Here is a 23581-nt window from a genome sequence, read left to right on the forward strand (position 1 = left end):
CCTCGAATTTCACGCCCGTCACGCTAAACTGCGCACCTTGGCGGATTTTTGCCAGCGCGGTTCCGGCCCGCGGGCCCCAGGCCTGCCTCCCGGAACCCGGGAATTCCTTGAAAACGCTCCTCCTTATAAAGAGTACCGATCATGACCCAAGTCAAACTGACCACCAACCACGGCGACATCGTGCTGGAACTGAACGCCGAGAAAGCCCCGGTCACCGTGGCCAACTTCGTCGAATACGTTAAAGCCGGTCATTACGAAAACACCGTATTCCACCGCGTCATCGGTAACTTCATGATCCAGGGCGGCGGTTTCGAGCCAGGCATGAAAGAAAAGAAAGACAAGCGTCCAAGCATCCAGAACGAAGCCGACAACGGTCTTTCCAACGACAAGTACACCGTCGCCATGGCCCGCACCATGGAGCCGCATTCGGCTTCCGCGCAGTTCTTCATCAACGTCGCTGACAACAGCTTCCTCAACCACAGCGGCAAGACCGTGCAGGGCTGGGGCTACGCGGTATTCGGCAAAGTGGTCGCCGGCACCGAAGTGGTCGACAAGATCAAAGGCGTGGCCACCACCATGAAGGCCGGCCACCAGGACGTACCGGCAGAAGACGTGATCATCGAGAAAGCCGAGATCGTTGAGTGATACTGCTGATTTCAGATTTGCATCTGGAAGAGGAGCGCCCGGACATTACCCGGGCGTTTCTGGATTTACTGGGCGGGCGTGCCCGCTCGGCGCAAGCGCTGTACATCCTGGGAGATTTCTTCGAGGTCTGGATCGGCGACGACGCCATGACCCCCTACCAGCTTTCCATTTGCCAGGCACTGCGCGAGCTCAGCGACAGCGGCACGCAGGTTTTCCTGATGCATGGCAATCGCGACTTCATGCTCGGCAAGGCCTTCTGCAAAGCCGCGGGCGCGACCCTGCTCAAGGACCCGAGCGTGGTCGACTTCTACGGCGAGCCGGTGCTGCTGATGCACGGCGACAGCCTATGCACCCGCGACGAAGCCTACATGCGCATGCGCCGCTACCTGCGCAACCCGGTTTCGTTGTGGATCCTCAGGCACCTGCCGCTGCGCACCCGGCACAAGCTGGCGCGCAAGCTGCGCAATGAAAGCCGCGCGCAAACCCGCATGAAGGCCAACGACATCGTCGACGTGACCCCGGACGAAGTGCCGCGGATCATGCAGGCGTTCAAGGTGCGGACCCTGGTCCACGGCCACACCCACCGCCCGGCCATCCACAAGTTGCAGATCGGCGACCAGGCCGCCAAGCGCATCGTGCTGGGGGACTGGGACCGTCAGGGCTGGGCCTTGCAGGTGGATGAACAGGGCTTCCAGCTGGCGGCTTTCGACTTCGTGCCGTCGCAGCAGGCATTGCCCCGCCTGTAGCGCCGCCGCAGGCTGCGATAAGGCCCGAAGGGCCTTGTTGCGAGGCCTTCCAGGCGAACGCTGCGCGTTCTATCGCGAGCAAGCTCGCTCCTACAGCAAGACGTACCTTTTTGTAAGAACGAGCCTGCTCGCGATAATTCCTCTGCCCTACCGCACCCTCAATGCCCCGCCGACGCCGGCCCGGCCTTGGCAGTGAACGGTGGCTTGGCCAGCCACACCAGCAGGATCAGCGCCATGAAGCTCCAGCCCAGCAGCGTGAAGTAGTCCACGGTGGACATCATGTACGCCTGGCCGGTCAGCACCTGGTCCAGTTGCGCGTAGGCCTGGTTGCTGGCACCGCCCAAGGTGCCCAGGGCATCGCGGGTGGCAGGTTCGAAGGTACTGATGTGTTCGCCCATGTAGGCATGATGCTCGTTCGCCCGGCGGATCCAGATCCAGGTGGTCAGCGAGGCGGCGAAACTGCCACCCAGGGTCCGCAGGAAGGTGGCCAGGCCGGCGCCATCGGCAATCTGGTGCGGCGGCAGGTCCGACATCAGGATGCTCAGGGTCGGCATGAAGAACAGCGCCACGCCGATACCCATGAACAGCTGCACCAGGGCGATGTGCTGGAAGTCCACCTCGTTGGTGAACCCGGCGCGCATAAAGCAGCTCAGGCCGATCGCCAGGAACGCCAGACCGGCCAGCAAGCGCAGGTCGAACTTGTGCGCGTACTTGCCGACGAAAGGCGACATCAGCACCGGCAGGATGCCCATCGGCGCCACCGACAGGCCGGCCCAGGTCGCGGTATAGCCCATCTGGGTCTGCACCCACTGCGGCAGGATCAGGTTGATGCCGAAGAAACCGGCATAACCGCCCACCAGCACGATGGTGCCGATGCGGAAGTTGCGGTGGGCGAACAGCCGCAGGTTGACCACCGGATGGCGGTCGGTCATTTCCCAGATCACGAACACCGCCAGGGCGATCACTGAGATCAACGTACCGATAACGATGAAGTTGGATTCGAACCAGTCCAGGTCGTTGCCCTTGTCGAGCACGATCTGCAAGGCACCGACGCCGACAATCAGGCTCAGCAGGCCGATGTAGTCCATCGGCTGGCGACTGGTCACCACCGGCCGCGCCTTCAGCTGCTGCCTGACCACCCAGGCGGCGAACAGGCCGATCGGCACGTTGATGAAGAAGATCCACGGCCAGCTGTAACTGTCGGTGATCCAGCCGCCGAGAATCGGCCCGGCAATCGGCGCCACCACCGTGACCATCGCCAGCAGCGCCAAGGCCATGCCCCTTTTCGCCGGCGGGTAGACCGCGATCAGCAGGGTCTGGGTCATCGGGTACAACGGCCCGGCCACCACCCCTTGCAGCACACGAAAGCCCACCAGCTCGGGCATGGAGGTGGAAATCCCGCAGAGGAAGGAGGCCAGCACGAACAGCAGGGTGGCCCAGATAAACAGCTTCACCTCGCCGAAGCGCCGGCTCAGCCAACCGGTCAGTGGCAAGGCGATGGCGTTGCTCACGGCAAACGAGGTGATCACCCAGGTGCCCTGCTCCGAACTCACCCCGAGGTTGCCCGAGATGGTCGGCAAGGCCACGTTGGCGATGGTGGTGTCGAGCACCTGCATGAAGGTCGCCAGCGATAGGCCGATGGTGCTGAGCAACAGGCTGGGCGGCGTGAAAGAGGCATTATTGCTCATCGCGAATCCTATGAAGCGAGGCAGACGCCGCGGCCGCTAACGGCCGCAGCAGAGGGATCGGCGAATCAGCGCTGCGCGGTCTTGCCGATGGCGGCGCTGTTGTCGTGGATCAGGCGGGCGATCAGGGCATCGGCCTCGCCCAGCTGGCGGTCGTAGACGCTGGTACTGAACGACGCCTTTTGTGGCGGCTGCTGGGCCAGCACGGGGCCGCTCTGGTCATGCAGGTCGACGTTGACCACCGTCGACAGACCGACCCGCAGCGGGTGCCTGGCCAGTTCTTCGGCATTCACATGGATGCGCACCGGCACCCGCTGCACGATCTTGATCCAGTTGCCGGTGGCGTTCTGCGCCGGCAACAGGGCGAAGGCACTGCCGGTACCGGCGCCCAAGCTGTCGATGGTGCCGCTGTACTTGACGTCGCTGCCGTAGATATCGGCCTCGATGTCCACCGGCTGGCCGATGCGCATGTCACGCAGCTGGGTTTCCTTGAAGTTGGCGTCGATCCACAGCTGGTCGAGCGGGATCACCGCCATCAATGCGGTGCCCGGCTGTACCCGCTGGCCCAGTTGCACGGTGCGCTTGGCGACATAACCGGTCACCGGGGCGATCAGGGTGCTGCGGGCGTTGGTCAGGTAGGCCTGGCGCAGTTGCGCGGCGGCCGCCTGCACGTCCGGATGGTTCGATACCACGGTGTCGTCCACCAGCGCGTTGGTGGTGTTGAGCTGCTGCTGGGCATTGGCCAGGGCGTTCTGCGCCGAGGTCAGGTCGTCACGGGCATGGGACAGTTCTTCCTGGGAAATCGCCCCGCTGCTGGCGAGGGTCCGGCGGCGGCTGAAGTTGTCCTGGGCCTTCTGCACTTCGGCCTTCTGCGCCGCCACCTGGGCGCGCATGCCGTCGACGTTGCTGTACAGCCCGCGCACCTGGCGCACGGTACGGGCCAGGTTGGCCTCGGCGCTTTGCAGGCCGACCTCGGCATCGTTGGGGTCGAAGTTGACCAGCACCTGGCCTTCGTGGACCAGGTCGCCATCGTCGGCGCCGATGCTGACCACCGTACCGGTGACCAGCGGGGTGATTTCCACCACGTTGCCGTTCACATAGGCGTCGTCGGTGCCTTCATTCCAGCGTCCGTAGAGTTCGTACCAGGCAAAGACCCCCAGCCCGCCCAGGACGATCAGCGCCACCAGGCCCAGCAGCATGACCTTGCGCTTGCGTGGGTTGGCGGTGTCCGGGGTGTTTTCGGGAGCGTTGTTGGTTGCGGCAGTGGCCATGATGAGTACCTTGAATTATTGAGTGCGCGAGGCTGGGGTCGGGGTGGCCGCGGCCAGATTGTCGGTCTGGAAACCACCGCCCAGGGCCTGCATCAGTTGGATCGACAGGTCGATCTGCTGGGCATTCAGGGTCGCCAGCTGACGCTGGGCCTGCAGCAACTGCTGCTCGATGCTGAGCACGTCCAGGTAATTGCCGATCCCCGAGCCGTAACGCTGGACCACGGTGTCGTAGGAGTCCTGGGCGATGTCGGTGGCGTGTTGCTGGGCGGCGATCTGCCGACCGATGTCACGCAGCTGGGAGATGGTGTCACTGACATCCCCCAGGGCATTCACCAGGCTCTTGTTGTACTGCGCCACGGCCAGGTCGTAGTCGGCGTCCCGGGCATCCAGGTCGGCGCGCAGGCGGCCACCGTCGAAGATCGGCAGCGACACGGTCGGGGCGATATTGAAGAAGCGGCTGGCCGATCCGAACATCGCGTCCCCCAGCAACGCTTGAGTGCCGGCAGCGGCGCTCAGGTTGAGGTTGGGATAGAAGTTGGTCTTGCCAGCGTCGATGCTCTTGCTCGCCGCCTCGACCCGCCAGCGCGCGGCCACCAGATCCGGACGGCGGCCCAGCAGTTCCGCCGGCAGCACCGACGGCAGTGCCACCGCGCTGGCCTGCAGGACTTTCGGCCGGGCGATTTCGTTGCCCCGGTCCGGGCCTTTGCCGAGCAATACCGCGAGGGCGATCTTGGCGCTCTGCAGGTTTTTCTCGGCATCGATCAGGCTGGCTTCGGAGCTGGCCTCCAGGCTTTCGGTCTGCTGGTACTGATACTGACTGTCAATGCCCGAGCTCAGGCGTTTCTGGCTCAGGTCGAGCATCTGCCGGGTGCGCTTGAGGTCTTCAGTGGCCAGGTCATGGACGATATGCGCCTGGCCCAGGTCGCTGTAGGCCCGGGCCACGTCGGCGGCCAGGGTCAGTTGCGCGGCCTGGCGATCGATCTCGGCGGCGCGCGCCTGGCCCAGAGCGGCTTCCCAAGTATCGCGCTGACCGCCCCAGAGGTCGAAGGTGTAACTGAAGTTGCCTGTCAGGCTGCGCATCGTGCTGTAGTTGTCACCCTGCCCGCTCGGGTCCTGCGAACGGGACAGCCGCGAGCGGCTGACACTGCCGCTGGCGTCCAGGGTCGGCATGCGTGCCGCGTCCGCGGCATAGGCCGCCGCGCTGGCCTGGTGGGCGCGGGCGCTGGCGATCTGCATGTCGGGGCTGTCGTGCAGGGCCTCGCGGATCAGGCCGTCGAGCTGTGGATCGCCCAGGCTCTTCCACCAGTCGCTCTTCGGCCAGGCCGCCGGCGACAGGGTCACGCCACCCAAGGATTGTCCGGCCTTGAGGGATTTGGCATCGAGGCTCACCCCTTCGGTTGTCAGGCCACTGTAGTTGGCACATCCCGCCAGGCTCATGGCCAGCAGCACCAGGCTCAAACGGGCACGCAAGGTTTTACTGCTCATTTACTTATCACCTACCCGCAACACGGTGATCGGGTCACCGGCCGCCAGCAAAATTTTCTTGAGGATCTGTTCCAGGGTTTTCAACTCTTCGGGGGTGATGGCGCCGGCCAGTTGGTTCATCGCGTTGGCGCCGATGTGCGGCAGGCAGTCGGCGAGCTTCTGGCCCTCCTCGGTGAGCACCAGGCGCACCTGGCGGCGGTCGTGCTCCGAGCGTTGGCGGGCGAGGAAGTCCTTCTGCTCGAGGCGATCGAGCATTCGGGTCATGGAACCGCTGTCGAGGGACAGGTGGCGGCACAGCTCGGCCGGGGTGTCGACGCCGAACTGGGCCATGATGATCAGCACCTTGAACTGCGCGGCGGTGATGCCGTGGGGCTCCATGTGGGTGTCGATGATCCGGTCCTTGAGCAGGGCCGCGCGGCCCAGCAAGAGCCCGAGGTGGCAATTGTGGAAATCGTCTGGGGTGAAGTGCTTCATCTGACCACCTGTTAGCTGCCTAGGCAGCGAAAGTATGTCGAGATGTTACTGCCTAGGCAGCCAATATCCAAACAATAATTAGCATGCTTACTATTAAGCTAATTAATGGGAAAGCCTTGAAGTCAAGAATCGGCGGGAGAATTACCGGCTGGAGGAGCGGCGTGGTGAACACCAGCCCCCTCGCCAAAGGGGACTGGATTGTCGACGAGCTAGAAGTCGCGCTTGTAGAAGATATCCAGCGAACTGGCGACACCGCTGGCCGCTTCCAGGTAGACCTTTTTGCTCAGCTTGTAGCGCAGGGCGATGGTGTTGGCCGGCTCGAAGACCCCCACCCCGTAACGCAGGCTGAGCCGCTCGGAGATATTGCCGCTGGCCACCACGCTGGTGGTGTTGCCGCTGCCCTGGGTGTCGAGCTGGAAGTCGTCGATCCCCAGGTCCTTGGCCAGCCCGCCGGTGATGTTCGAGCTGCCCATCAGGCCAAGGCCCAGGGCAGCTTGCGCCAGCATGTTGTTGTCCTCGCCGGTGGTGCTCAAGGGACGCCCGAGCACCAGGTAGGACAGCGCCTGCTCCTGGCTCATGGCCGGTTCCGAGAAGATCTGCGTGGTCGGTTGTTCGGCGCTGCCACTGAGGCGGATGCCGGCGATCACGTCATCGGTCTGGCGGATCGCCTCGATGTCCAGGTACGGCTGGTCGATCGGCCCGGCGAACAGCAGACGTGCCCGGCGCACGGTCAGGCGCTGACCGTAGGCACGGTAGCGGCCGTCGTTGAGCCACAACTCGCCACGGGTGTCCATGTTGTCGCCGATGTGCACGTGGCCTTGCAGGTTGGCGGTCAGGCCGAAACCGGTGAAGCTGAGCTTGTCCTCGCCAACTACCACATCGATGTCCATCGCCATGGCCATCGGCGCTTTGCCCTCCTCGGTCTGGTGGCCGATGATCACCGTGTCGTCCGACACCTTGACCGTCGATGGCGGCAATTCACGGATGGTGATCTCACCCTTGGGCACATGGACCTTGCCGGCGATCGCCAGCTTGTCGTCCTTCATCGAGATCTTCAGGTCCGGCGCCACGTCCAGCACCGCATAGGGCTCGACGGTGACCGGCAGTTGCGAGCCTTTCAGGCTCAGGTCCACCACCAGCGCCTGACCCCAGGCGATATTGCCGTTCAGACTGCCCTGGCCGGCCTTGCCGCTCTTCCAGCCGCCGCTCAACTGCACGCTTTCACCGGCGATCAGCGCCTGCAATTGCAGGTCCTGGAGGCTGATGGGCAATTCAGGGCCGGAAACTTCGCCACCACTAAGGGCCAGGTTGCCATTGACCTGCGGCGCCAGCAGACCGCCGGAGATGCGCCCGCTGCCATTGAGGGTGCCGGTGAGCTTTTCGACCATTGGCACGAACGGCCGCGCCACCGCCAGGTCCAGGCCGCTGAGGCGGAACTCGCCGGACAGCGGCTTGTTTTTCGGCAGCGGATTGATCTGCGCCTGCAGCATCAGCTCACCGAGCTTGCCGCCACTGAACGCCAGTTGAGTGTCGATACGCTTGGGGTTGAGGGTGGTGTCGAGTTTCAGCGTCTGGTACGGGAAGTCCAGCCACTGCTGCTTTTCCTTGACCCGCAAGGTGCCACCGCTGGCGTCCAGCAGGATCCGCCCCTGCGGGCCGCCGGCCGGTACGTCCAGCTTGATATCGGCATTGAGCCGGCCCTTCCAGGCGAAGTCCTTGGGCAACCACTGCGCGAGGCTGTCGATCGGGAACTGCTTGAGGTGGTAGCGCAACTTGGGCTCGGGCATCAGCCGCTGATCCTCGCCACACAGGCTGGCATCGCCGCTGGCCCAGCAATGGACGCCGAAGTTGAGTTTGCCGTCGGCCAGGTATTCGAGCTTGGCCGGGGCTTGCAGCCTCCAGTCCTGGCCACCGGTCTGGATATCGCCGCTGGCCAGGCGCCCGCGCCAGTTGCCCTGGTCCAGTTTGCCGTCCAGGCCCAGTGCCAGCTTGAGCTGCGGACCTTGCAGGTCCAGTTGCAGCTTCTGGCTCTTGATATCGCCCTGGCCGCTGGCCGTCAGCGTGCCCAGCGCGGTTTCACCGACCTGGATGCCGGCCCCCTTGAGGTCGATTTGCGCCCGTTGCGCGCTGTCCAGGCTGGCATCAAGCTTGAGGCTCAGCAGGCGATTGTCGACGAACACCAGTTGCTGGCCTTGCAGGTCGAGCTTGCCCTGCGGCGCCTTCAGGGTGCCCGCCACATCGAGGCGGCCGTTGAGCTGGCCACGCAGCTCGGGCCACAGCTGGCCGAGACGCGGCAGCTTGATATCGAGTTGCCCGGCCAAACGCTGTTGCAGGCGCCCGGAACCGTTGATGCGGTTGTCGCCCAGGCGGATGTCCAGGGTATTCAGGTTCCACTGCTCGCCAGCGCCATCGGCCTTGGCCTGCAGCACCGCGGGCTGGCCGCGCAGCTTGCCCTTGAGGTCGAGGTCGGCGTTGAGCTTGAGTTGCTCGTTCTTCATTTCGCCCTGGCTGCGCAGCGGCCCGGCCAAAGTGCCCGGCAGCTCGGCGACCCAGTACGCCGGGTTGATCGCCGACAGATCCAGGGCGGTATCCCAGGCGATGCCGTCGGCGAATTGCAGGTTCAGGTGGCCTTCAGCCTTGCCCTGGCCGGCGGCCAGCTTGAACTGGGGCAGGAAGATTTTCGTCAGGTCGCCGCTGAACGGGCTGCTGAGGCTGAACGCCCCCGCCGGGCCATCGAGGTCACCCTTGAAGTTGCCCAGGTAGTTGCCATCGCGGTAGGCGACCTCGGCAGTGAAGCGGCGCACCGCCACCGCGGGCTCTTCGATCAGCGGGTACAGGCGATGCCAGGGGAAATCCAGCCAGTCGAGCCTGGCTTCGGCGTTCAGGCCCTGGCTCCAGTCCAGCTGGCCCGTCAGCTTGAGGTTCTGCTTGTCGTTGGCGCTCAGGTCCAGCGCGGCGATCTGCGCGCCCTTGGCGTCGACCTTGCCTTGCAGCGCCAGGGCCACCGGCCCCTGCTCGGCCGGCAGGCTGGCCTTGCCCAGCAGTTGGTAACCCGCCTTGAGGTCGCCTTTGCCGGTCAGCTCCAGCTGGTTGAGCATCAGGGTATCGGGCAGCTCGGCGCTGGCCTTGAAGCCATCGGCGGTGATCCGCACCTGGGCCGGCAGGTTCTCCACCAACGGTTGCAGCTCACCGCTCAATTGGCCTTGCAGGTAACCGCTGCTGTCGGCCGCAAGCTTGAGGGTCTTCAGCAGGTCGCCATCAACCTTCAGCGCCAACGCCCAGGGTTCACTGCCCGGCGCCGGCAGGGTGAGGGTACCGGTGGCACTCAGTGGCCAGTCGCCGCTGGGCGACAGCAACCCCGAAAGTTTGAGGCTGAGGTCGTCGCGTTGCAGGCTCACCGAGTCGATCAGCAGGCCCTTGGCCGTCCACTGCGCCGCCAGCTGCAGGCCCTTGAGCTCCTCGCTGCCATTGAACTGCAGGCTGCCGACCCGTACCTGCCCCAGCTCGATAGCCAGGGGCAACTGCAGATCCGGCAGGCTGATCGGGCCGCTGCTTTGTTCTTCCGCGCCCGGCGGGAATTGCAGGCTGACCTGCTCCACGTCCAGTTGCTCGATGCACAGGGTCATGCGCATCAGGCATGCCGGCGACCAGGCGAATTTCGGCGCCTGGAGTTCGACCCGGCTGCTGTCCTGCTGCCACAACAGGTGATCGGCGCTCCACTGTCCCCCTAAGTGGCCGGCGAAGTTTTCCACGGTCAAGCCCGGCACCAGGCCCAGGGCCCAGCGACTGCCGGCCTGGGTGCCGAGTATAGAAGCCAGCGCCAGTACCAGCACCGCCACCAGCACAAGCAGCGCCAGCGCCGCGATCTTCAAACCACGCTTCACAGCTCAGGCCCCATGGAAAAGTGCAAGCGAATGCCGCCGTCATCGTCCAGCGCATGGGCCAGGTCAAGGCGGATCGGCCCCACCGGGGACACCCAGCGCACGCCGACACCGACCCCGGTCTTGAGGTTCGGCAGTTCAAGTTTGTCGAAGGAGTTGCCCTGGTCGACAAAGGTCGCCAGGCGCCATTTTTCCGCGATGGAGTACTGATACTCGACGCTGCCGGCCACCATGTAGCGCCCGCCGATCCGGTCGCCGTCGGAGTTCTCCGGCGACAGGCTCTGGTAGTCGTAACCGCGCACGCTCTGATCGCCACCGGCGAAAAAGCGCAGCGACGGCGGGATCTTCTTGTAACCGTTGGTGGCGCTGCCACCGAACTGCACCCGGCCGAGGAAGCGATGGTTGTCCCACACCGTGGTCAGGCCCTTGAGCAGCACGGTGCCATATAACAGGTTGGTGTCCGAACCCAGCCCTTCCTTGGCCACCTTGCTGTCGAATTGCAGGCGATAGCCGTTGTGCGGGTCGATGCGGTTATCGCTGCGCAGGTAGGAATAGCTGATGCCGGGCATCAACAGGGTACTCAGGCCCGAGTCGTCGCCAAGGCGGTATTCCTCGCGTTGCCACTTCAACGAGATGACTCGCTGCCAGCCGCTGGGCAACTTGCTGTGCCACTCGGGACCGAGGGTGAGCAGTTTACTCAGGGTGTCGGTATTGGCGATTTCTTCGTTCTGGTAGCCGCCGGCAAAACGCAGCTTGTCGGTCAGCGGCGGGTCCAGCGGTATGTCGTAGAACAGGCCGACGTTCTGTCGCGGCGCGGAGACTTCCGCCTCCCAGCCGTAGCTGTGGCCTTGGGCGTTGACCCAGTGCCGGGTCCAGTTGGCCTTGGCCCGCGGCCCGACGTCGGTGGAAAAGCCCAGGCCCAGGCCCATGGTGCGCGGCTTGCGGGTTTCCAGCTGGACCGCCACCGGAATCACCTCGGCGGCGGCCGCGGTCGGCGCCGCGTCGACCCGCACGCCCTCGAAGTAACCGCTCGATTGCAGTGCCTGGTTAAGCTCGGCGATCAGCTCGGAATCGTAGGGAGTGCCGGCCTTGAACGGCACCATGCGTTGCAGCAGGTCTTCGTCGAACGGTGTATCGCCGGCAAAACTGACCTTGCCCAGGGCGTAACGCGGACCGCTTTCGTAGACCAGCTCGATATCCGCCACCCCGGCCTGGGGGTCCACGGCCAGCTTCTGCCGGGTGAAACGCCCACTGAAAAAGCCATAGCGCGACGCCTGGTTCTGGATCAGCCGCTTGGCGTCTTCGTAATGACCGTGATTGAGGACCGCGCCGCTTTTCAGCTGGTCGCTCCTGGGCACCCGAAAGCCCTTGAGGGAGGCCGCCGGGCCGTCGACCCGGATGGTGACGTTGCGCAGGTGCACCGGCTCGCCAGGATCGATATTCAGCACCAAACGCGGCTTTTCGCCGCCTTTGACTTCGCTGCTGATCTGCGGCTGGTAGTAGCCCAGGGCCTGGGCGGCCTTGCGAGCCTGCTCCTCGGCGCCACGGCTGAAACGCAGCAGGGCTTCCTCGTCGCGATCGCCCACCCCGCCGATGTAGCCTTCCACATTGGCCTTGAGTTCATCGTTGGAGGGTTTGACCCTGACGTCCAATTCGCTTTGCGCCAGTGCCGCACAGCTTGTGAACAGCAGCAACAAGCCGCTGGTGAATCTTCCTGAAAACTTCATAGGCGCGAATGCTATCACGAGCTGGGAGCCCGATAGAGCGCACAAATGTGAGGAAAGTTCTGTTCAGCCGGTCGCGCTTTGCAGAACCTGCGGGTTGGCGTGAAAGAAAACGTGCTCGCGGACCGGACCGACGGCGATCTCGCCAATCTCTTCATAACCCTGGCGCTCATAGAACGCCAGGTAACGCGGGTTGCCGGTGTCCAGCACCACACCCTGGGAGTGTTCGTCCACCGCGCACCAGTTGTGCACCGCCTGCAGCAACTGCTCACCGAAGTGCCTGCCCTGGAATTGCGGATGAATCCCCAGCAAGGGCAGGACGTGCACCGAATCGCTGGGCAGGCAACCCAGCACCGCGGCGTGATAGTCCAGGTAACGCCGGGTGCAACGGAAACCGGTACTGAGCACCATCCGCAGGCGCCAGGCCCAACTCTCGGTAATGCCCAGGCGACGCTGGGGCGGCGCGATCAGGGCGATGCCGATCAGCCGGTCATTGACCAACAGGCCGATGGCCGGCAGGTCCTGAATGAAGTGCTGCTTGACCAGCTCCCGTACCGTGGCCCGCACCCGTTGTTCGTATCCCGGGCGTTCGGACTCGAACAGATAAGCGAAGGTCGGCTCGTGGCGATAAGCCTGATACAGCAGGGAACGGGCTTCGCGGGCATAGCCGCTGTCGAGCATGTGAATGTCGGCGATGGCAGTCGAGGTTTCAGGCATGGCGATTGGTCTCCCCTGGGCCCGGCTTGAAGTGGCCGCGCTGGGTGACGGCGTTCTTCTGCGCGGTTGTTATAGCTACGAGCCTTTCAGGCTCGTGATCGTTCCACCGCCCATGGACCTTAGCAGCGCATCTGCCCTGCCGCCACGCTGGCCGCCGCGCGACTTGTCGGCTAGCATCGCAGTTTTGCCAGGACTGCCGACCATGAAGATCGTCTCGTTCAACATCAACGGGCTGCGCGCCCGCCCCCATCAGTTGGCGGCGCTGATCGAAAAGCATCAACCGGACGTCATCGGCCTGCAGGAAACCAAGGTGTCGGACGACCAGTTCCCCCTGGCCGAAGTCCAGGCGCTGGGTTATCACGTGCATTACCACGGGCAGAAAGGCCACTACGGCGTCGCCCTGCTCTCGCGCCAGGCGCCGCTGGACCTGTACAAAGGCTTCGATGGCGACGATGAAGATGCCCAGCGACGTTTTATCTGGGGCACCTTCGCCGATGCCGATGGCACCCCGGTGACCATCATGAACGGCTACTTCCCCCAGGGCGAAAGCCGTGACCACCCCACCAAGTTCCCGGCTAAGCAGCGCTTCTACAGCGACCTGCAGCACCTGCTGGAAACCCGCTTCAGCAACGAGCAGCCGCTGCTGGTCATGGGCGACGTGAACATTTCCCCGGAAGACTGCGACATCGGCATCGGCCCGGACAACATGAAACGCTGGCTGAAAACCGGCAAGTGCAGCTTCCTGCCGGAAGAGCGCGAGTGGATGGCCCGCCTGAAGAACTGGGGCCTGGTGGACAGTTTCCGCCACCTCAACCCCGAGGTGGCCGATCGTTTCAGCTGGTTCGACTACCGCAGCCGCGGTTTCGAGGACGAGCCCAAGCGCGGCCTGCGCATCGACCTGATCATGGCCTCTCGCGGCCTGCTGCCACGGATCAAGGATGCCGGGGTCGACTACGACCTGCGCGGCATGGAGAAACCTTCCGACCACGCACCGATCTGGCTCGAACTGAGCTGATCGCCCGGCACAAAAAAGCCCATCCTGAGATGGGCTTTTTTTATGCTTCAGCGTCTCAACACAGCTCGACCCGGGTGCTGGTGCCGGCCTGCATGATGGCCTCGATAGCGGACTCACGGGTCGGCTCCGAGTCATACAAGTGGCTGACCAGGATCACCTCCTTGCCGGCCTTGAGATTGAAGTAAGGTTTGCCACCGGGGGCGATCTTCTTTTCGTAACTACCCGGGGACGTGCAGTGTTTGCGGAGCAGCGCAATGGCTGCCTCGACACTCTCACGACAAGGGTAACGGTCGCTTTGAAGCATGGTCTGCGCGTCCTTGGACTTCAGCAAGAACCTGAAACCACCGCTGCCATATTGCTTCAGCTCGAACCAGCCACTCATTTCATACTCCTTTGACACAAGCAAATTGCAGCCAGGGCTGCATCGACGCCTGGTGACGACGAGAGTCGGCGTGCGCCAATTCCCCTCCAGACAAAGTTTTCAACTGTACTGAGCCCGCCGTGCCGGGTCTTTAAGAGCATTCTGAAAAGCCAGAGGAACGCTCCGATTACCCCCATCAACCGTCACATCCCCGTCACCTCCCTGACTTAATCTCGCCGCACTCGCTCCCGCCATAGAAGGCCATTGCCGCATGTCACGCGTTTGTACCGTCAGTGAACCGGACCTCTGGTGCCGAACCCTCTGCCTGCTGCTGGTCGGCTTCGTCTGCTACGCCCTGCCCTGGTCGGTGTTCGCCGCCCTGCCCCTGGCCGGCGACAACCAGCCGGTGCTGCGCATCCAGGGTTCCAACACCATCGGTGCCGCGCTGGGCCCGGCCCTGGTCAAGGGCCTGATGCAAGAACAGGGTTTGCTCGACATACGGATTGAGGCGACGGGCAAAGACAACGAGCGTCGGGTGACCGGCCAGAGTGCCCAGGGCCGGCGCGTTGTCGTCGAGATCGCCGCGCATGGCTCCAGTACCGGCTTTGCTGCGTTGAAGAACGCCAGCGCCGACCTCGCCGCCGCGTCGCGACCGATCAAGGACAGCGAACTGGTGGAGCTGGAAGCCCTCGGCGACCTGAAAGACCCCGACGCCGAACAGGTGATCGCCATCGACGGCCTGGCCATCATCCTCCACCCGCACAACCCGCTGGCACGGCTGGACACCGAACAACTGGCGCGGGTGTTCAGCGGCGAGGTGAAAACCTGGGAAGAACTGGGCGGCGTCGGCGGCGCCATTCACCTGTACGCCCGCGATGACCGCTCCGGCACCTACGACACCTTCAAGGAACTGGTGCTGGCCCGCCGCGACAAGAACCTGAGCGCCACGGCGAAACGCTTCGAGTCCAGCGAACAACTCTCCGACGCGGTCAGCCGCGATCCCCAGGGCATCGGTTTTATCGGCCTGCCTTATGTGCGCCAGGCCAAGGCCGTGGCGATCGTCGACGGCGGCTCGCAACCGATGCTGCCCCTCGACAGCCTGATCGCCACCGAGGACTACCCATTGTCACGGCGCCTGTACTTCTACCTGCCGCCCAATGAGCAAAACCCCTGGGCCAGGGCCCTGGTGCGTTTCGCCCAGAGCGCCAGGGGCCAGGCCATAGTCGCGGCCAACGGTTTTATTGCCCAGACGGTGCTGGCCATGAGTGTCGCCCCCGCCCCGCAGATGCCCGAGGGTTACCAGGCCATCGCCCGGCAGGCGCAGCGCCTGACCGTGAATTTTCGCTTCGAGGAAGGCAGCGCCACCCTCGACAACAAGGCACGCCAGGACCTGCCACGGGTCCTGGACTTTCTCAAGCGGCACCACAAGCTGGCCAAGCGCGTGACCCTGGTCGGCTTCGGCGATGCCAAGAACGATCCGGCACGCGCGGCACTGCTGTCCAAGCTCAGAGCCATGACCGTGCGCCGGGAACTGGTGAGAAACGGTGTGGTGTTGCGCGAGATCCGCGGTTTTGGCGCGCAGATGCCGGTCGCGGCCAATACCGCGGACGAGGGGCGGATCAAGAATCGGCGGGTGGAAGTCTGGGTGTATTGAGGGAGGGAAAATCGGCGGCGTAATCGAGGACGTTATCGCGGGCAAGCCTCGCTCCTACAGGAACGGAGCTTGCCCGCGATCACTTTAATGCCCGCTGCGCAGCATTTCCTTGGGCACGTACTTGCCGATTTCGAACTTGCCGATGGCCGCGCGGTGCACTTCGTCCGGACCGTCGGCCAGGCGCAGCGTGCGCTGCATGGCGTACATGTAGGCCAGCGGGAAATCGTTGGAGACCCCGGCCCCGCCATGAATCTGGATGGCCCGGTCGATCACCTTCAAGGCCACGTTCGGCGCCACCACCTTGATCTGGGCAATCTCGCTTTTCGCCACCTTGTTGCCGACGGTGTCCATCATGTACGCCGCCTTCAGGGTCAGCAGGCGTGCCATGTCGATCTCCATCCGCGAGTCGGCGATCTTGTCGATATTGCCGCCCAGGCGCGCCAGCGGCTTGCCGAATGCGGTACGACTTACCGAACGCTTGCACATCAATTCCAGCGCGCGCTCGGCCATGCCGATCGAACGCATGCAGTGGTGAATTCGGCCCGGGCCAAGGCGGCCCTGGGCGATCTCGAAACCACGGCCTTCGCCCAGCAGCACGTTCTCGTACGGCACCCGCACATTGTCGAACAGCACTTCGGCATGGCCGTGGGGCGCGTCGTCGTAACCGAACACCGGCAGCGGCCGGACAATCTTCACCCCGGGGGTGTCGACCGGCACCAGGATCATCGAGTGCTGCTGGTGGCGCGGCGCATCGGGGTTACTCAGTCCCATGAAGATCAGGATCTTGCAGCGCGGATCGCAAGCGCCCGAAGTCCACCACTTCTTGCCGTTGATCACCCATTCGTCGCCATCGCGCACGGCGCGGGCCGCCATGTTGGTGGCGTCGGACGACGCCACGTCCGGCTCGGTCATGGCGAAGGCGGAGCGGATCTCGCCGCGCAGCAGCGGCTCCAGCCAGCGTTGCTTCTGCTCTTCATTGGCGTAACGCACCAGCACTTCCATGTTGCCGGTGTCCGGTGCCGAGCAGTTGAAGGGTTCCGGCCCCAGCAGGGAGCGGCCCATGATTTCCGCCAGCGGCGCGTATTCCAGGTTGGTCAGGCCGGCGCCGAGTTCCGACTCGGGCAGAAACAGGTTCCACAAGCCCTCGGCCTTGGCCTTGAGTTTGAGCTCTTCCATGATCGCCGTCGGCTGCCAGCGATCGCCTTCGGCGACCTGGCGTTCGAACACCGCTTCAGCCGGATAGACATAAGTGTCCATGAACGCGGTCACGCGCTCACGCAGTTCCTGAACCTTGGGTGAATAGGCGAAATCCATGGGCAGCTACCTTCTTGGCGAGGTGGTTTAGGGCATGGAATCGATGCTAGAACAGCTTACGAAAATTTACCTAGCCTATTCTCGGCGTGTATTAACATTCATCACCGATATATGATTGACTGATCGGGCAGGCCAATCAGTCCACCCTCCGGCCCCTAACAATACCGGCCCCTAACAATAAGAGTGCAGCGCAATGAATCTGAGCAAGGTCGACCTCAACCTTTTCATCGTCTTCGACGCGATCTACACCGAAGCCAACCTGACCCGCGCCGGGCAAATCGTCGGCATCACTCAGCCCGCTGTCTCCAATGCCCTGGCCCGCCTGCGCGAGACCTTCAACGACCCGCTGTTCGTGCGGACCGCCCAGGGCATGGTGCCCACGCCCATGGCGCAGAACATCATCGGCCCGGTGCGCAACGCCCTTTCGCTGCTGCGGGTGTCGGTGCAGGAAAGCCGCATCTTCAACCCCTTGCAGGCGGTCAAGACCTACCGCATCAGCATGACCGACCTGACCGAGGCAGTGATCCTGCCGCCGCTGTTCCAGCGCCTGCGGCGCCTGGCACCCACGGTGATCATCGAGAGTTTCCTGTCCAAACGCCGGGAAACCACCAAGGAACTGGCCGCCGGCCGCCTGGATTTCGCCGTCGATGCCCCGCTCAACACCGACCCGCAGGTCCGCCACGTCAAGCTGATGGAAGACCGCTATGTGTGCGCCATGCGCAAGAGCCATCCGCTGGCGAACAAGGAAAAACTCAGCCTCGACGACTACCTGTCGCTGACCCACATCCATATTTCCAGCCGTCGCAGCGGCCTGGGTTACGTCGACCTAGCCCTGGGCAAGATGGGCATCCAGCGCAAGATCGCCCTGCGCTCCCAGCATTACCTGATGGCCTCGCAAGTGCTGCAGCAGACCGACATGGTCATGACCGTGCCCGAGCGCTTCGCCCGCCGCCACGACCTGCAAGCGTTCAACCTGCCGGTCAACGACGTGCCGCCGCTGGAAACCCACCTCTATTGGCACGAAAGCACCGACCAGGACCCGGCCAACCGCTGGATGCGCGAGCAGATGATCGAGCTGTGCCAGCAGGTGACGGCCCACGAGAAGAAACTCGAAAAGTGATGCGCATGCGCAACGCTTACCCGCGATAAGGGAGAACGTGGTGGTTCAGGGAAACCTCAGCGGACCCATCGCGGGCAAGCCTCGCTCCTACGGATAGGGCGGCATCCTGCTTGACGTATACGTCAACCTCGAATTAGCTTAACGCCAAGACCTTTTTCGAGTGCCCCCATGAGCAGCCAGACCTACAGCATTTCCGACCTCGCCCGCGAGCTCGACATCACTACCCGGGCCATCCGTTTCTATGAAGAACAAGGCCTGCTCGCCCCCGAACGCCGTGGCCAGGAACGCATCTACTCGCCACGGGACAAGGTCAGCCTGAAGCTGATCCTGCGCGGCAAGCGCATCGGCTTCTCCCTGGCCGAATGCCGCGAACTGATCGAACTCTACGACCCCAGCAGCGGCAACCTGAAACAGCTGCACAGCATGCTGGCGAAAATCGCCGAGCGCCGTGAGCAGCTGGAGCAACAGTTGCTGGACATCGAACAGATGAAGCTGGAGCTGGACACTGCGGAAGAGCGCTGCACCCAGGCGCTGGAGCAGACCATCCAGAATCAGAAAAGCGCCGTGCAGTAACCACCCCAGGCGGCGATCGCTCGCAAAGCGGCCGCGCCAGCAACACAGACAATCTGCCAGACAGACCGTAGCGCCTGGTTTTGCGTCGACTTCGTCGCCGAGCGCAGCCTGCGGCAGCGGCTACATTAGTGCCCACTTAATATAGGTAAAGCTCTCATGTCGCTCCCCACCCATGTCCGCCTGGTCGAAGTCGGTCCTCGCGACGGTTTGCAGAACGAAGCCCAGCCCATCAGCGTCGCCGACAAGGTGCAACTGGTGGATGCCCTGAGCGCGGCCGGGCTCGGCTATATAGAAGTCGGCAGTTTCGTCTCGCCCAAATGGGTGCCGCAGATGGCCGGGTCCGCCGAAGTGTTCGCGCAGATCCAGCGCAAGCCGGGGGTGACCTACGGCGCCCTCGCCCCGAACCTGCGCGGTTTCGAAGACGCCCTGGCCGCCGGGGTCAAGGAAGTCGCGGTGTTCGCCGCCGCCTCCGAGGCGTTCTCCCAGCGCAACATCAACTGCTCCATCAGCGAAAGCCTGGAGCGCTTCGTGCCGATCATGGAGGCAGCGAAACAGCACGGCGTTACCGTGCGCGGTTACGTGTCCTGCGTGCTGGGCTGCCCTTACGAAGGCGAGGTGGCGCCGGAACAGGTCGCCGTGGTCGCCCGCGAGCTGTACAGCATGGGCTGCTACGAAGTGTCCCTGGGCGACACCATCGGCACCGGCACCGCCGGCGCTACCCGCCGCATGTTCGAGGTGGTGGCCGCCCATGTTCCGCGGGACAAGCTCGCCGGGCACTTCCACGACACTTATGGCCAGGCCCTGGCCAATATCTACGCCAGCCTGCTGGAAGGCATCGCGGTGTTCGACAGCTCGATCGCCGGGCTCGGCGGCTGCCCCTATGCCAAGGGCGCCAGCGGCAACGTCGCCAGCGAGGACGTGCTGTACCTGCTCAACGGGCTGGGCATCGAAACCGGTATCGACATGGAGCGCCTGATCCTCGCCGGCCAGCAGATCTGCTCCGTGCTGGGGCGGCCCACCGGCTCGCGCGTCGCCAAGGCCCGTTACCCAGGTTGAGGGCACGCCTGTTTCAGGGTGTTACCGGCCGCTCTGGCGCACGCTCGAAACGGGTAACACGGAAACAGTTTGTCGATTTTCTAGCGGTACAGATGAAAGGCCATTTTTATCAAACCATTGATTTTAAAGGGTTTTAAAAAGTTGGCATGGCTTCTGCTATATCTCTGGCATAACAAGAATAAAAAGCAGCAAAGCTAATAAAAATAAGACGAAACGACTCTGACATAACAAAAACAACACGGCAGAGACGCAGCTAACAGATTTTTTTGGAGAGGATGTGTTTTCCAGGGTGTCTTTAACAATAAGAGCCACCCGCAACCGGGCAGAGAACAATAAAACTACCCCAAGGTAGCTCCCGAACTGGTTGGTCGCTCAAGCGAGAAAATAGATCAGCGCTCAAAAAAATACGTTTGCTCTTGATCCCGGATGGGGATCACCAAAAACAGCGGTAAAGGGTAACGGTTGCCAAAAACAACAACAGACCGCCCCTCAATAATAAAAAAAGAGCACGCAACGACAAAAATTAAAGGGGAGCTTCGGCTCCCCTTTGTGCTTTCCGGCCTTCCTGTTTCCCTCCCCTCTCCTGGCTCGGCTGCGACCTCCAAAACGGCTCGCGAGCCGCTCCCGCACATATTCGCGGGAGCCTGCTCGAATGGCTCAGGAACGCCCGCGCAACTCCTCGATGCTGATCTCGCGCATCCTGAACTTCTGGATCTTGCCGGTCACGGTCATCGGGAATTCCTCGACGAACTTGAAGTAACGCGGCGTCTTGAAGTGAGCGATACGCGCCTTGCACCAGGCCTGCAGTTCCTCCTCGCTGGCGCTGTGGCCGGGGTGGAACTTGATCCAGGCGACGATCTCTTCGCCATATTTCGAGCACGGGATGCCGATCACCTGCACGTCGGCCACCGCCGGGTGGGTGAAGAAAAACTCCTCCAGCTCGCGCGGATAAATGTTCTCGCCGCCGCGGATGATCATGTCCTTGTTACGCCCGGCGATGCACACGTAACCCTGCTCGTTCATGGTCGCCAGGTCGCCGGTGTGCATCCAGCCGGCCTGGTCGATGGCTTCGGCCGTGCCCTGGGGGTTGTTCCAGTAGCCCAGCATCACGCTGTAACCGCGGGTGCAGAGCTCGCCGATGGTGCCGCGCGGCACGATATTGCCCGCCTCATCGATGATCTTGCTTTCCAACTGCGGCTGGGTGCGGCCGACCGTGGTCACGCGCAGCTCGAGCTCGTCCGCCGGGCCGGTCTGCAACGACACCGGGCTGGTTTCGGTCATGCCGTAGGCGATCTGCACTTCGCTCATGTGCATCTCGCTGATGACCCGCCGCATCACCTCGATCGGACAGGTGGCCCCGGCCATGATCCCGGTGCGCAGGCTCGACAGGTCGAACTCGGCCCGCCTTGGCTGGTCGAGCATGGCGATGAACATGGTCGGCACGCCGTACAGCCCGGTGGCCTTTTCCTCGGCCACGGCGCCCAGGGTCAGCAGCGGATCGAAGGCATCGTTGGGGTAGATCATGGTCGTGCCGTGGGTCACGCAGCCCAGGTTGCCCATGACCATGCCGAAGCAGTGGTACAGCGGCACCGGGATCACCAGGCGGTCCTCGTGGCCCAGGCCCAGGCTCTCGCCGACCATGTAACCGTTGTTGAGGATGTTGTAGTGGCTGAGGGTCGCGCCCTTGGGGAAACCGGTGGTGCCGGAGGTGTACTGGATATTCACCGCCTGGTCGGGGTCCAGGCTGTCCTGGCGTTCGCGCAGCGCTTCGACGCTGACGCCGGCCCCCAGGTCGGCCAGCTGCGACCAGGGCAGAAAGCCCGACGGCGGCTGGGCATCGAGGCTGATCACGCCGCGCAAATCCGGCAGGCGCTCGCTTTGCAGCTGGCCGATGGACTGCTGCGCCAGTTCGGGTGCCAGGCCCTGGAGCATGGCGTGGTAGTCGGAGGTCTTGAACGCGCCGGCGCACACCAGCCACTGGCAGCCGGACTGCTTGAGCACGTATTCCAGTTCGGAGCTGCGATAGGCCGGATTGATGTTCACCAGGATCGCGCCGATCTTGGCGCTGGCGAACTGGCTGATGCACCACTGGGCACAGTTGGGGGCCCAGATGCCCAGCCGGTCGCCGGTCTTGAGCCCCAGGGCCAGCAGCGCCCGGGCATGCAGATCGACGGTTTCGGCCAGCTGCTGCCAGCTGTAGCGCAGCTGCTGATGACGCACCACCAGGGCTTCGCCCCGAGGGTATGACGCCACCGTGCGATCGAACGCCTGACCGATGGTCAGCGCCAGCAAGGCCTTGTCCTGCGTGCCGCGAGTGTAGCTGCGCCCCGGCGCGGATGCGGGTTGATCCATGATGACCCCTATTGTCTTTATTGTAGGAGCGAGGCTTGCCCGCGATTGGAGCGCCGCGGTGTTGCTATACGACCGCGTTATCCTTCATCGCCAGCAAGCTCGGCTCCTACAGATTCGCGCAAGTTGACGTTTACGTAAAGGGTGATTGACAGCCACCCGTCGCAGGCTTACGTTAACGTAAAGGTGAGAGCTGAATCAGCCGCTCTCCACAGCCCGACTCCCTGACATAAAAACAAGTTTGAAGGTGCCCCCATGAGCTATCCGACCCTGAACTTTGCCCTCGGCGAAACCATCGACATGCTCCGCGACCAGGTGCAGGCCTTCGTCAAGGCCGAGCTGGCGCCACGGGCGGCACAGATCGACATCGACAACCTGTTCCCCGCCGACATGTGGCGCAAGTTCGGCGACATGGGCCTGCTGGGCATCACCGTACCGGAAGAATACGGCGGCGCCGGCCTGGGCTACCTGGCCCACGTGGTGGCCATGGAAGAAATCAGCCGCGGCTCGGCCTCGGTCGCCCTCTCCTACGGCGCCCACTCCAACCTCTGCGTCAACCAGATCAACCGCAACGGCAACCACCAACAGAAAAGCCACTACCTGCCCAAGCTGATCAGCGGCGAACACATCGGCGCCCTGGCCATGAGCGAACCCAACGCCGGCTCCGACGTGGTCTCGATGAAGCTGCGCGCCGACAAGCGTGGCGATCGCTACGTGCTCAACGGCAGCAAGACCTGGATCACCAACGGCCCTGACGCCAACACCTATGTGATCTACGCCAAGACCGACCTGGAAAAGGGCCCGCACGGCATCACCGCGTTCATCGTCGAGCGCGACTGGAAAGGCTTCAGCCGCAGCAACAAGTTCGACAAGCTGGGCATGCGCGGCTCCAACACCTGCGAGCTGTTCTTCGACGATGTGGAAGTGCCGGAAGAGAACATCCTCGGCGTGCTCAATGGTGGCGTGAAGGTGCTGATGAGCGGCCTGGACTACGAACGCGTGGTGCTCTCCGGCGGCCCGACCGGGATCATGCAGGCCTGCATGGACCTGGTGGTGCCCTACATCCACGACCGCAAGCAGTTCGGCCAGAGCATCGGCGAGTTCCAGCTGATCCAGGGCAAGGTCGCCGACATGTACACCCAGCTCAACGCCAGCCGCGCCTACCTGTATGCCGTGGCCCAGGCCTGCGAGCGTGGCGAAACCACGCGCAAGGACGCCGCCGGGGTGATCCTCTACAGCGCCGAACGCGCCACCCAGATGGCCCTGGACGCAATCCAGATCCTTGGCGGCAACGGCTACATCAACGAGTTCCCCGCCGGACGCCTGCTGCGCGACGCCAAGTTGTATGAAATCGGCGCCGGCACCAGCGAAATCCGCCGCATGCTGATCGGTCGCGAACTGTTCAACGAAACCAAGTAAGAGCAGCTGCAAGTTGCGAGCTACAAGCGGCAAGCCATAGCTGCCGTAACGCCGATTTACTCTTGCAGCTTGAAGCTTGTCGCTTCGAGCTG

General features: G+C 63.5%; 18 protein-coding genes. 8 read left to right on the top strand and 10 right to left on the bottom strand.

Annotated elements, in window-relative coordinates; translation table 11 throughout:
• Window positions 1-141 precede the first annotated feature (141 nt).
• Window positions 142-645 (top strand): peptidylprolyl isomerase, encoded by a 504-nt coding sequence (locus tag J4E58_RS25120; RefSeq protein ID WP_007929634.1) that lies wholly within the window; start codon window positions 142-144, stop codon window positions 643-645.
• Complete coding sequence (lpxH, locus tag J4E58_RS25125; protein ID WP_007929635.1) at window positions 642-1391, top strand: UDP-2,3-diacylglucosamine diphosphatase; 750 nt, start codon at window positions 642-644, stop codon at window positions 1389-1391. The genes J4E58_RS25120 and lpxH overlap by 4 nt, the downstream gene beginning before the upstream one ends.
• Before the next feature lie 158 nt (window positions 1392-1549).
• On the opposite strand, the gene J4E58_RS25130 is transcribed toward lpxH, so the two are convergent.
• The 7 genes from J4E58_RS25130 to J4E58_RS25160 all read right to left on the bottom strand — a co-directional run bounded on the left by J4E58_RS25130 (window position 1550) and on the right by J4E58_RS25160 (window position 12628).
• Window positions 1550-3079, bottom strand: coding sequence for a DHA2 family efflux MFS transporter permease subunit (locus tag J4E58_RS25130; RefSeq protein WP_087091631.1), 1530 nt, complete (start codon window positions 3077-3079; stop codon window positions 1550-1552).
• Window positions 3080-3144: 65 nt separating this feature from the next.
• Entirely contained in the window at window positions 3145-4347 is a 1203-nt protein-coding gene (locus J4E58_RS25135) for an HlyD family efflux transporter periplasmic adaptor subunit (RefSeq protein ID WP_087091632.1), read from the bottom strand.
• Between the two features lie 15 nt (window positions 4348-4362).
• Window positions 4363-5832 (bottom strand): efflux transporter outer membrane subunit, encoded by a 1470-nt coding sequence (locus tag J4E58_RS25140; RefSeq protein ID WP_087091633.1) that lies wholly within the window; start codon window positions 5830-5832, stop codon window positions 4363-4365.
• A complete protein-coding gene (locus J4E58_RS25145; RefSeq protein WP_007929642.1) occupies window positions 5833-6306 on the bottom strand; it encodes a MarR family winged helix-turn-helix transcriptional regulator in 474 nt (157 codons plus the stop codon).
• 209 nt (window positions 6307-6515) lie between these two features.
• A complete protein-coding gene (locus tag J4E58_RS25150; RefSeq protein ID WP_087091634.1) occupies window positions 6516-10190 on the bottom strand; it encodes a translocation/assembly module TamB domain-containing protein in 3675 nt (1224 codons plus the stop codon).
• Entirely contained in the window at window positions 10187-11914 is a 1728-nt protein-coding gene (locus J4E58_RS25155) for an autotransporter assembly complex family protein (protein ID WP_037035517.1), read from the bottom strand. The genes J4E58_RS25150 and J4E58_RS25155 overlap by 4 nt, the downstream gene beginning before the upstream one ends.
• Before the next feature lie 63 nt (window positions 11915-11977).
• Entirely contained in the window at window positions 11978-12628 is a 651-nt protein-coding gene (locus J4E58_RS25160; protein WP_007929645.1) for an N-acetyltransferase, read from the bottom strand.
• A 202-nt stretch (window positions 12629-12830) separates the two neighbouring features.
• On the opposite strand from J4E58_RS25160, the gene xthA reads away from it, so the two are divergent.
• On the top strand, window positions 12831-13643 hold the full coding sequence (xthA, locus tag J4E58_RS25165) for an exodeoxyribonuclease III (RefSeq protein ID WP_087091635.1): 813 nt from the start codon (window positions 12831-12833) through the stop codon (window positions 13641-13643).
• Window positions 13644-13698: 55 nt separating this feature from the next.
• Here the strand turns inward: xthA and J4E58_RS25170 are convergent, their stop codons facing one another.
• A complete protein-coding gene (locus J4E58_RS25170; RefSeq protein ID WP_062825314.1) occupies window positions 13699-14025 on the bottom strand; it encodes a YegP family protein in 327 nt (108 codons plus the stop codon).
• Between the two features lie 250 nt (window positions 14026-14275).
• On the opposite strand from J4E58_RS25170, the gene J4E58_RS25175 reads away from it, so the two are divergent.
• Window positions 14276-15658, top strand: coding sequence for a substrate-binding domain-containing protein (locus tag J4E58_RS25175; RefSeq protein WP_087091636.1), 1383 nt, complete (start codon window positions 14276-14278; stop codon window positions 15656-15658).
• Window positions 15659-15742: 84 nt separating this feature from the next.
• Here J4E58_RS25175 and J4E58_RS25180 read toward each other — a convergent pair whose 3' ends face one another.
• The gene (locus tag J4E58_RS25180) at window positions 15743-16972 is read right to left on the bottom strand and encodes an acyl-CoA dehydrogenase (RefSeq protein WP_007929649.1); all 1230 of its coding nucleotides are present in this window, start codon (window positions 16970-16972) and stop codon (window positions 15743-15745) included.
• 193 nt (window positions 16973-17165) lie between these two features.
• Here J4E58_RS25180 and J4E58_RS25185 point away from each other — a divergent pair, with 193 nt between their 5' ends.
• The 3 genes from J4E58_RS25185 (at window position 17166) to J4E58_RS25195 (ending at window position 19721) form a co-directional block, all read left to right on the top strand.
• A complete protein-coding gene (locus tag J4E58_RS25185) occupies window positions 17166-18092 on the top strand; it encodes a LysR family transcriptional regulator (protein ID WP_009044615.1) in 927 nt (308 codons plus the stop codon).
• 168 nt (window positions 18093-18260) lie between these two features.
• Window positions 18261-18665 (top strand): MerR family DNA-binding transcriptional regulator, encoded by a 405-nt coding sequence (locus J4E58_RS25190; protein WP_007929654.1) that lies wholly within the window; start codon window positions 18261-18263, stop codon window positions 18663-18665.
• 156 nt (window positions 18666-18821) lie between these two features.
• Window positions 18822-19721, top strand: a complete 900-nt coding sequence (locus J4E58_RS25195) for a hydroxymethylglutaryl-CoA lyase (RefSeq protein ID WP_038577780.1) — start codon at window positions 18822-18824, stop codon at window positions 19719-19721.
• Between the two features lie 657 nt (window positions 19722-20378).
• On the opposite strand, the gene J4E58_RS25200 is transcribed toward J4E58_RS25195, so the two are convergent.
• The gene (locus J4E58_RS25200; RefSeq protein ID WP_087091637.1) at window positions 20379-22073 is read right to left on the bottom strand and encodes an AMP-binding protein; all 1695 of its coding nucleotides are present in this window, start codon (window positions 22071-22073) and stop codon (window positions 20379-20381) included.
• A gap of 252 nt (window positions 22074-22325) precedes the next feature.
• On the opposite strand from J4E58_RS25200, the gene J4E58_RS25205 reads away from it, so the two are divergent.
• The gene (locus J4E58_RS25205) at window positions 22326-23489 is read left to right on the top strand and encodes an isovaleryl-CoA dehydrogenase (RefSeq protein ID WP_085534106.1); all 1164 of its coding nucleotides are present in this window, start codon (window positions 22326-22328) and stop codon (window positions 23487-23489) included.
• Window positions 23490-23581: the final 92 nt, after the last annotated feature.

The organism is Pseudomonas sp. FW305-25 (assembly GCF_017351415.1).
Lineage (GTDB): Bacteria > Pseudomonadota > Gammaproteobacteria > Pseudomonadales > Pseudomonadaceae > Aquipseudomonas > Aquipseudomonas chlororaphis.

What these genes read in the sequence shown, in the direction of transcription:
- J4E58_RS25120 (WP_007929634.1), top strand. Translation starts at nt 142, where the DNA reads ATGACCCAAGTCAAACTGACCACCAACCACGGCGACATCGTGCTGGAA.
- J4E58_RS25130 (WP_087091631.1), bottom strand. Translation starts at nt 3,079, where the DNA reads ATGAGCAATAATGCCTCTTTCACGCCGCCCAGCCTGTTGCTCAGCACC.
- J4E58_RS25135 (WP_087091632.1), bottom strand. Translation starts at nt 4,347, where the DNA reads ATGGCCACTGCCGCAACCAACAACGCTCCCGAAAACACCCCGGACACC.
- J4E58_RS25140 (WP_087091633.1), bottom strand. Translation starts at nt 5,832, where the DNA reads ATGAGCAGTAAAACCTTGCGTGCCCGTTTGAGCCTGGTGCTGCTGGCC.
- J4E58_RS25145 (WP_007929642.1), bottom strand. Translation starts at nt 6,306, where the DNA reads ATGAAGCACTTCACCCCAGACGATTTCCACAATTGCCACCTCGGGCTC.
- J4E58_RS25155 (WP_037035517.1), bottom strand. Translation starts at nt 11,914, where the DNA reads ATGAAGTTTTCAGGAAGATTCACCAGCGGCTTGTTGCTGCTGTTCACA.
- J4E58_RS25160 (WP_007929645.1), bottom strand. Translation starts at nt 12,628, where the DNA reads ATGCCTGAAACCTCGACTGCCATCGCCGACATTCACATGCTCGACAGC.
- xthA (WP_087091635.1), top strand. Translation starts at nt 12,831, where the DNA reads ATGAAGATCGTCTCGTTCAACATCAACGGGCTGCGCGCCCGCCCCCAT.
- J4E58_RS25170 (WP_062825314.1), bottom strand. Translation starts at nt 14,025, where the DNA reads ATGAGTGGCTGGTTCGAGCTGAAGCAATATGGCAGCGGTGGTTTCAGG.
- J4E58_RS25175 (WP_087091636.1), top strand. Translation starts at nt 14,276, where the DNA reads ATGTCACGCGTTTGTACCGTCAGTGAACCGGACCTCTGGTGCCGAACC.
- J4E58_RS25180 (WP_007929649.1), bottom strand. Translation starts at nt 16,972, where the DNA reads ATGGATTTCGCCTATTCACCCAAGGTTCAGGAACTGCGTGAGCGCGTG.
- J4E58_RS25185 (WP_009044615.1), top strand. Translation starts at nt 17,166, where the DNA reads ATGAATCTGAGCAAGGTCGACCTCAACCTTTTCATCGTCTTCGACGCG.
- J4E58_RS25190 (WP_007929654.1), top strand. Translation starts at nt 18,261, where the DNA reads ATGAGCAGCCAGACCTACAGCATTTCCGACCTCGCCCGCGAGCTCGAC.
- J4E58_RS25195 (WP_038577780.1), top strand. Translation starts at nt 18,822, where the DNA reads ATGTCGCTCCCCACCCATGTCCGCCTGGTCGAAGTCGGTCCTCGCGAC.
- J4E58_RS25200 (WP_087091637.1), bottom strand. Translation starts at nt 22,073, where the DNA reads ATGGATCAACCCGCATCCGCGCCGGGGCGCAGCTACACTCGCGGCACG.
- J4E58_RS25205 (WP_085534106.1), top strand. Translation starts at nt 22,326, where the DNA reads ATGAGCTATCCGACCCTGAACTTTGCCCTCGGCGAAACCATCGACATG.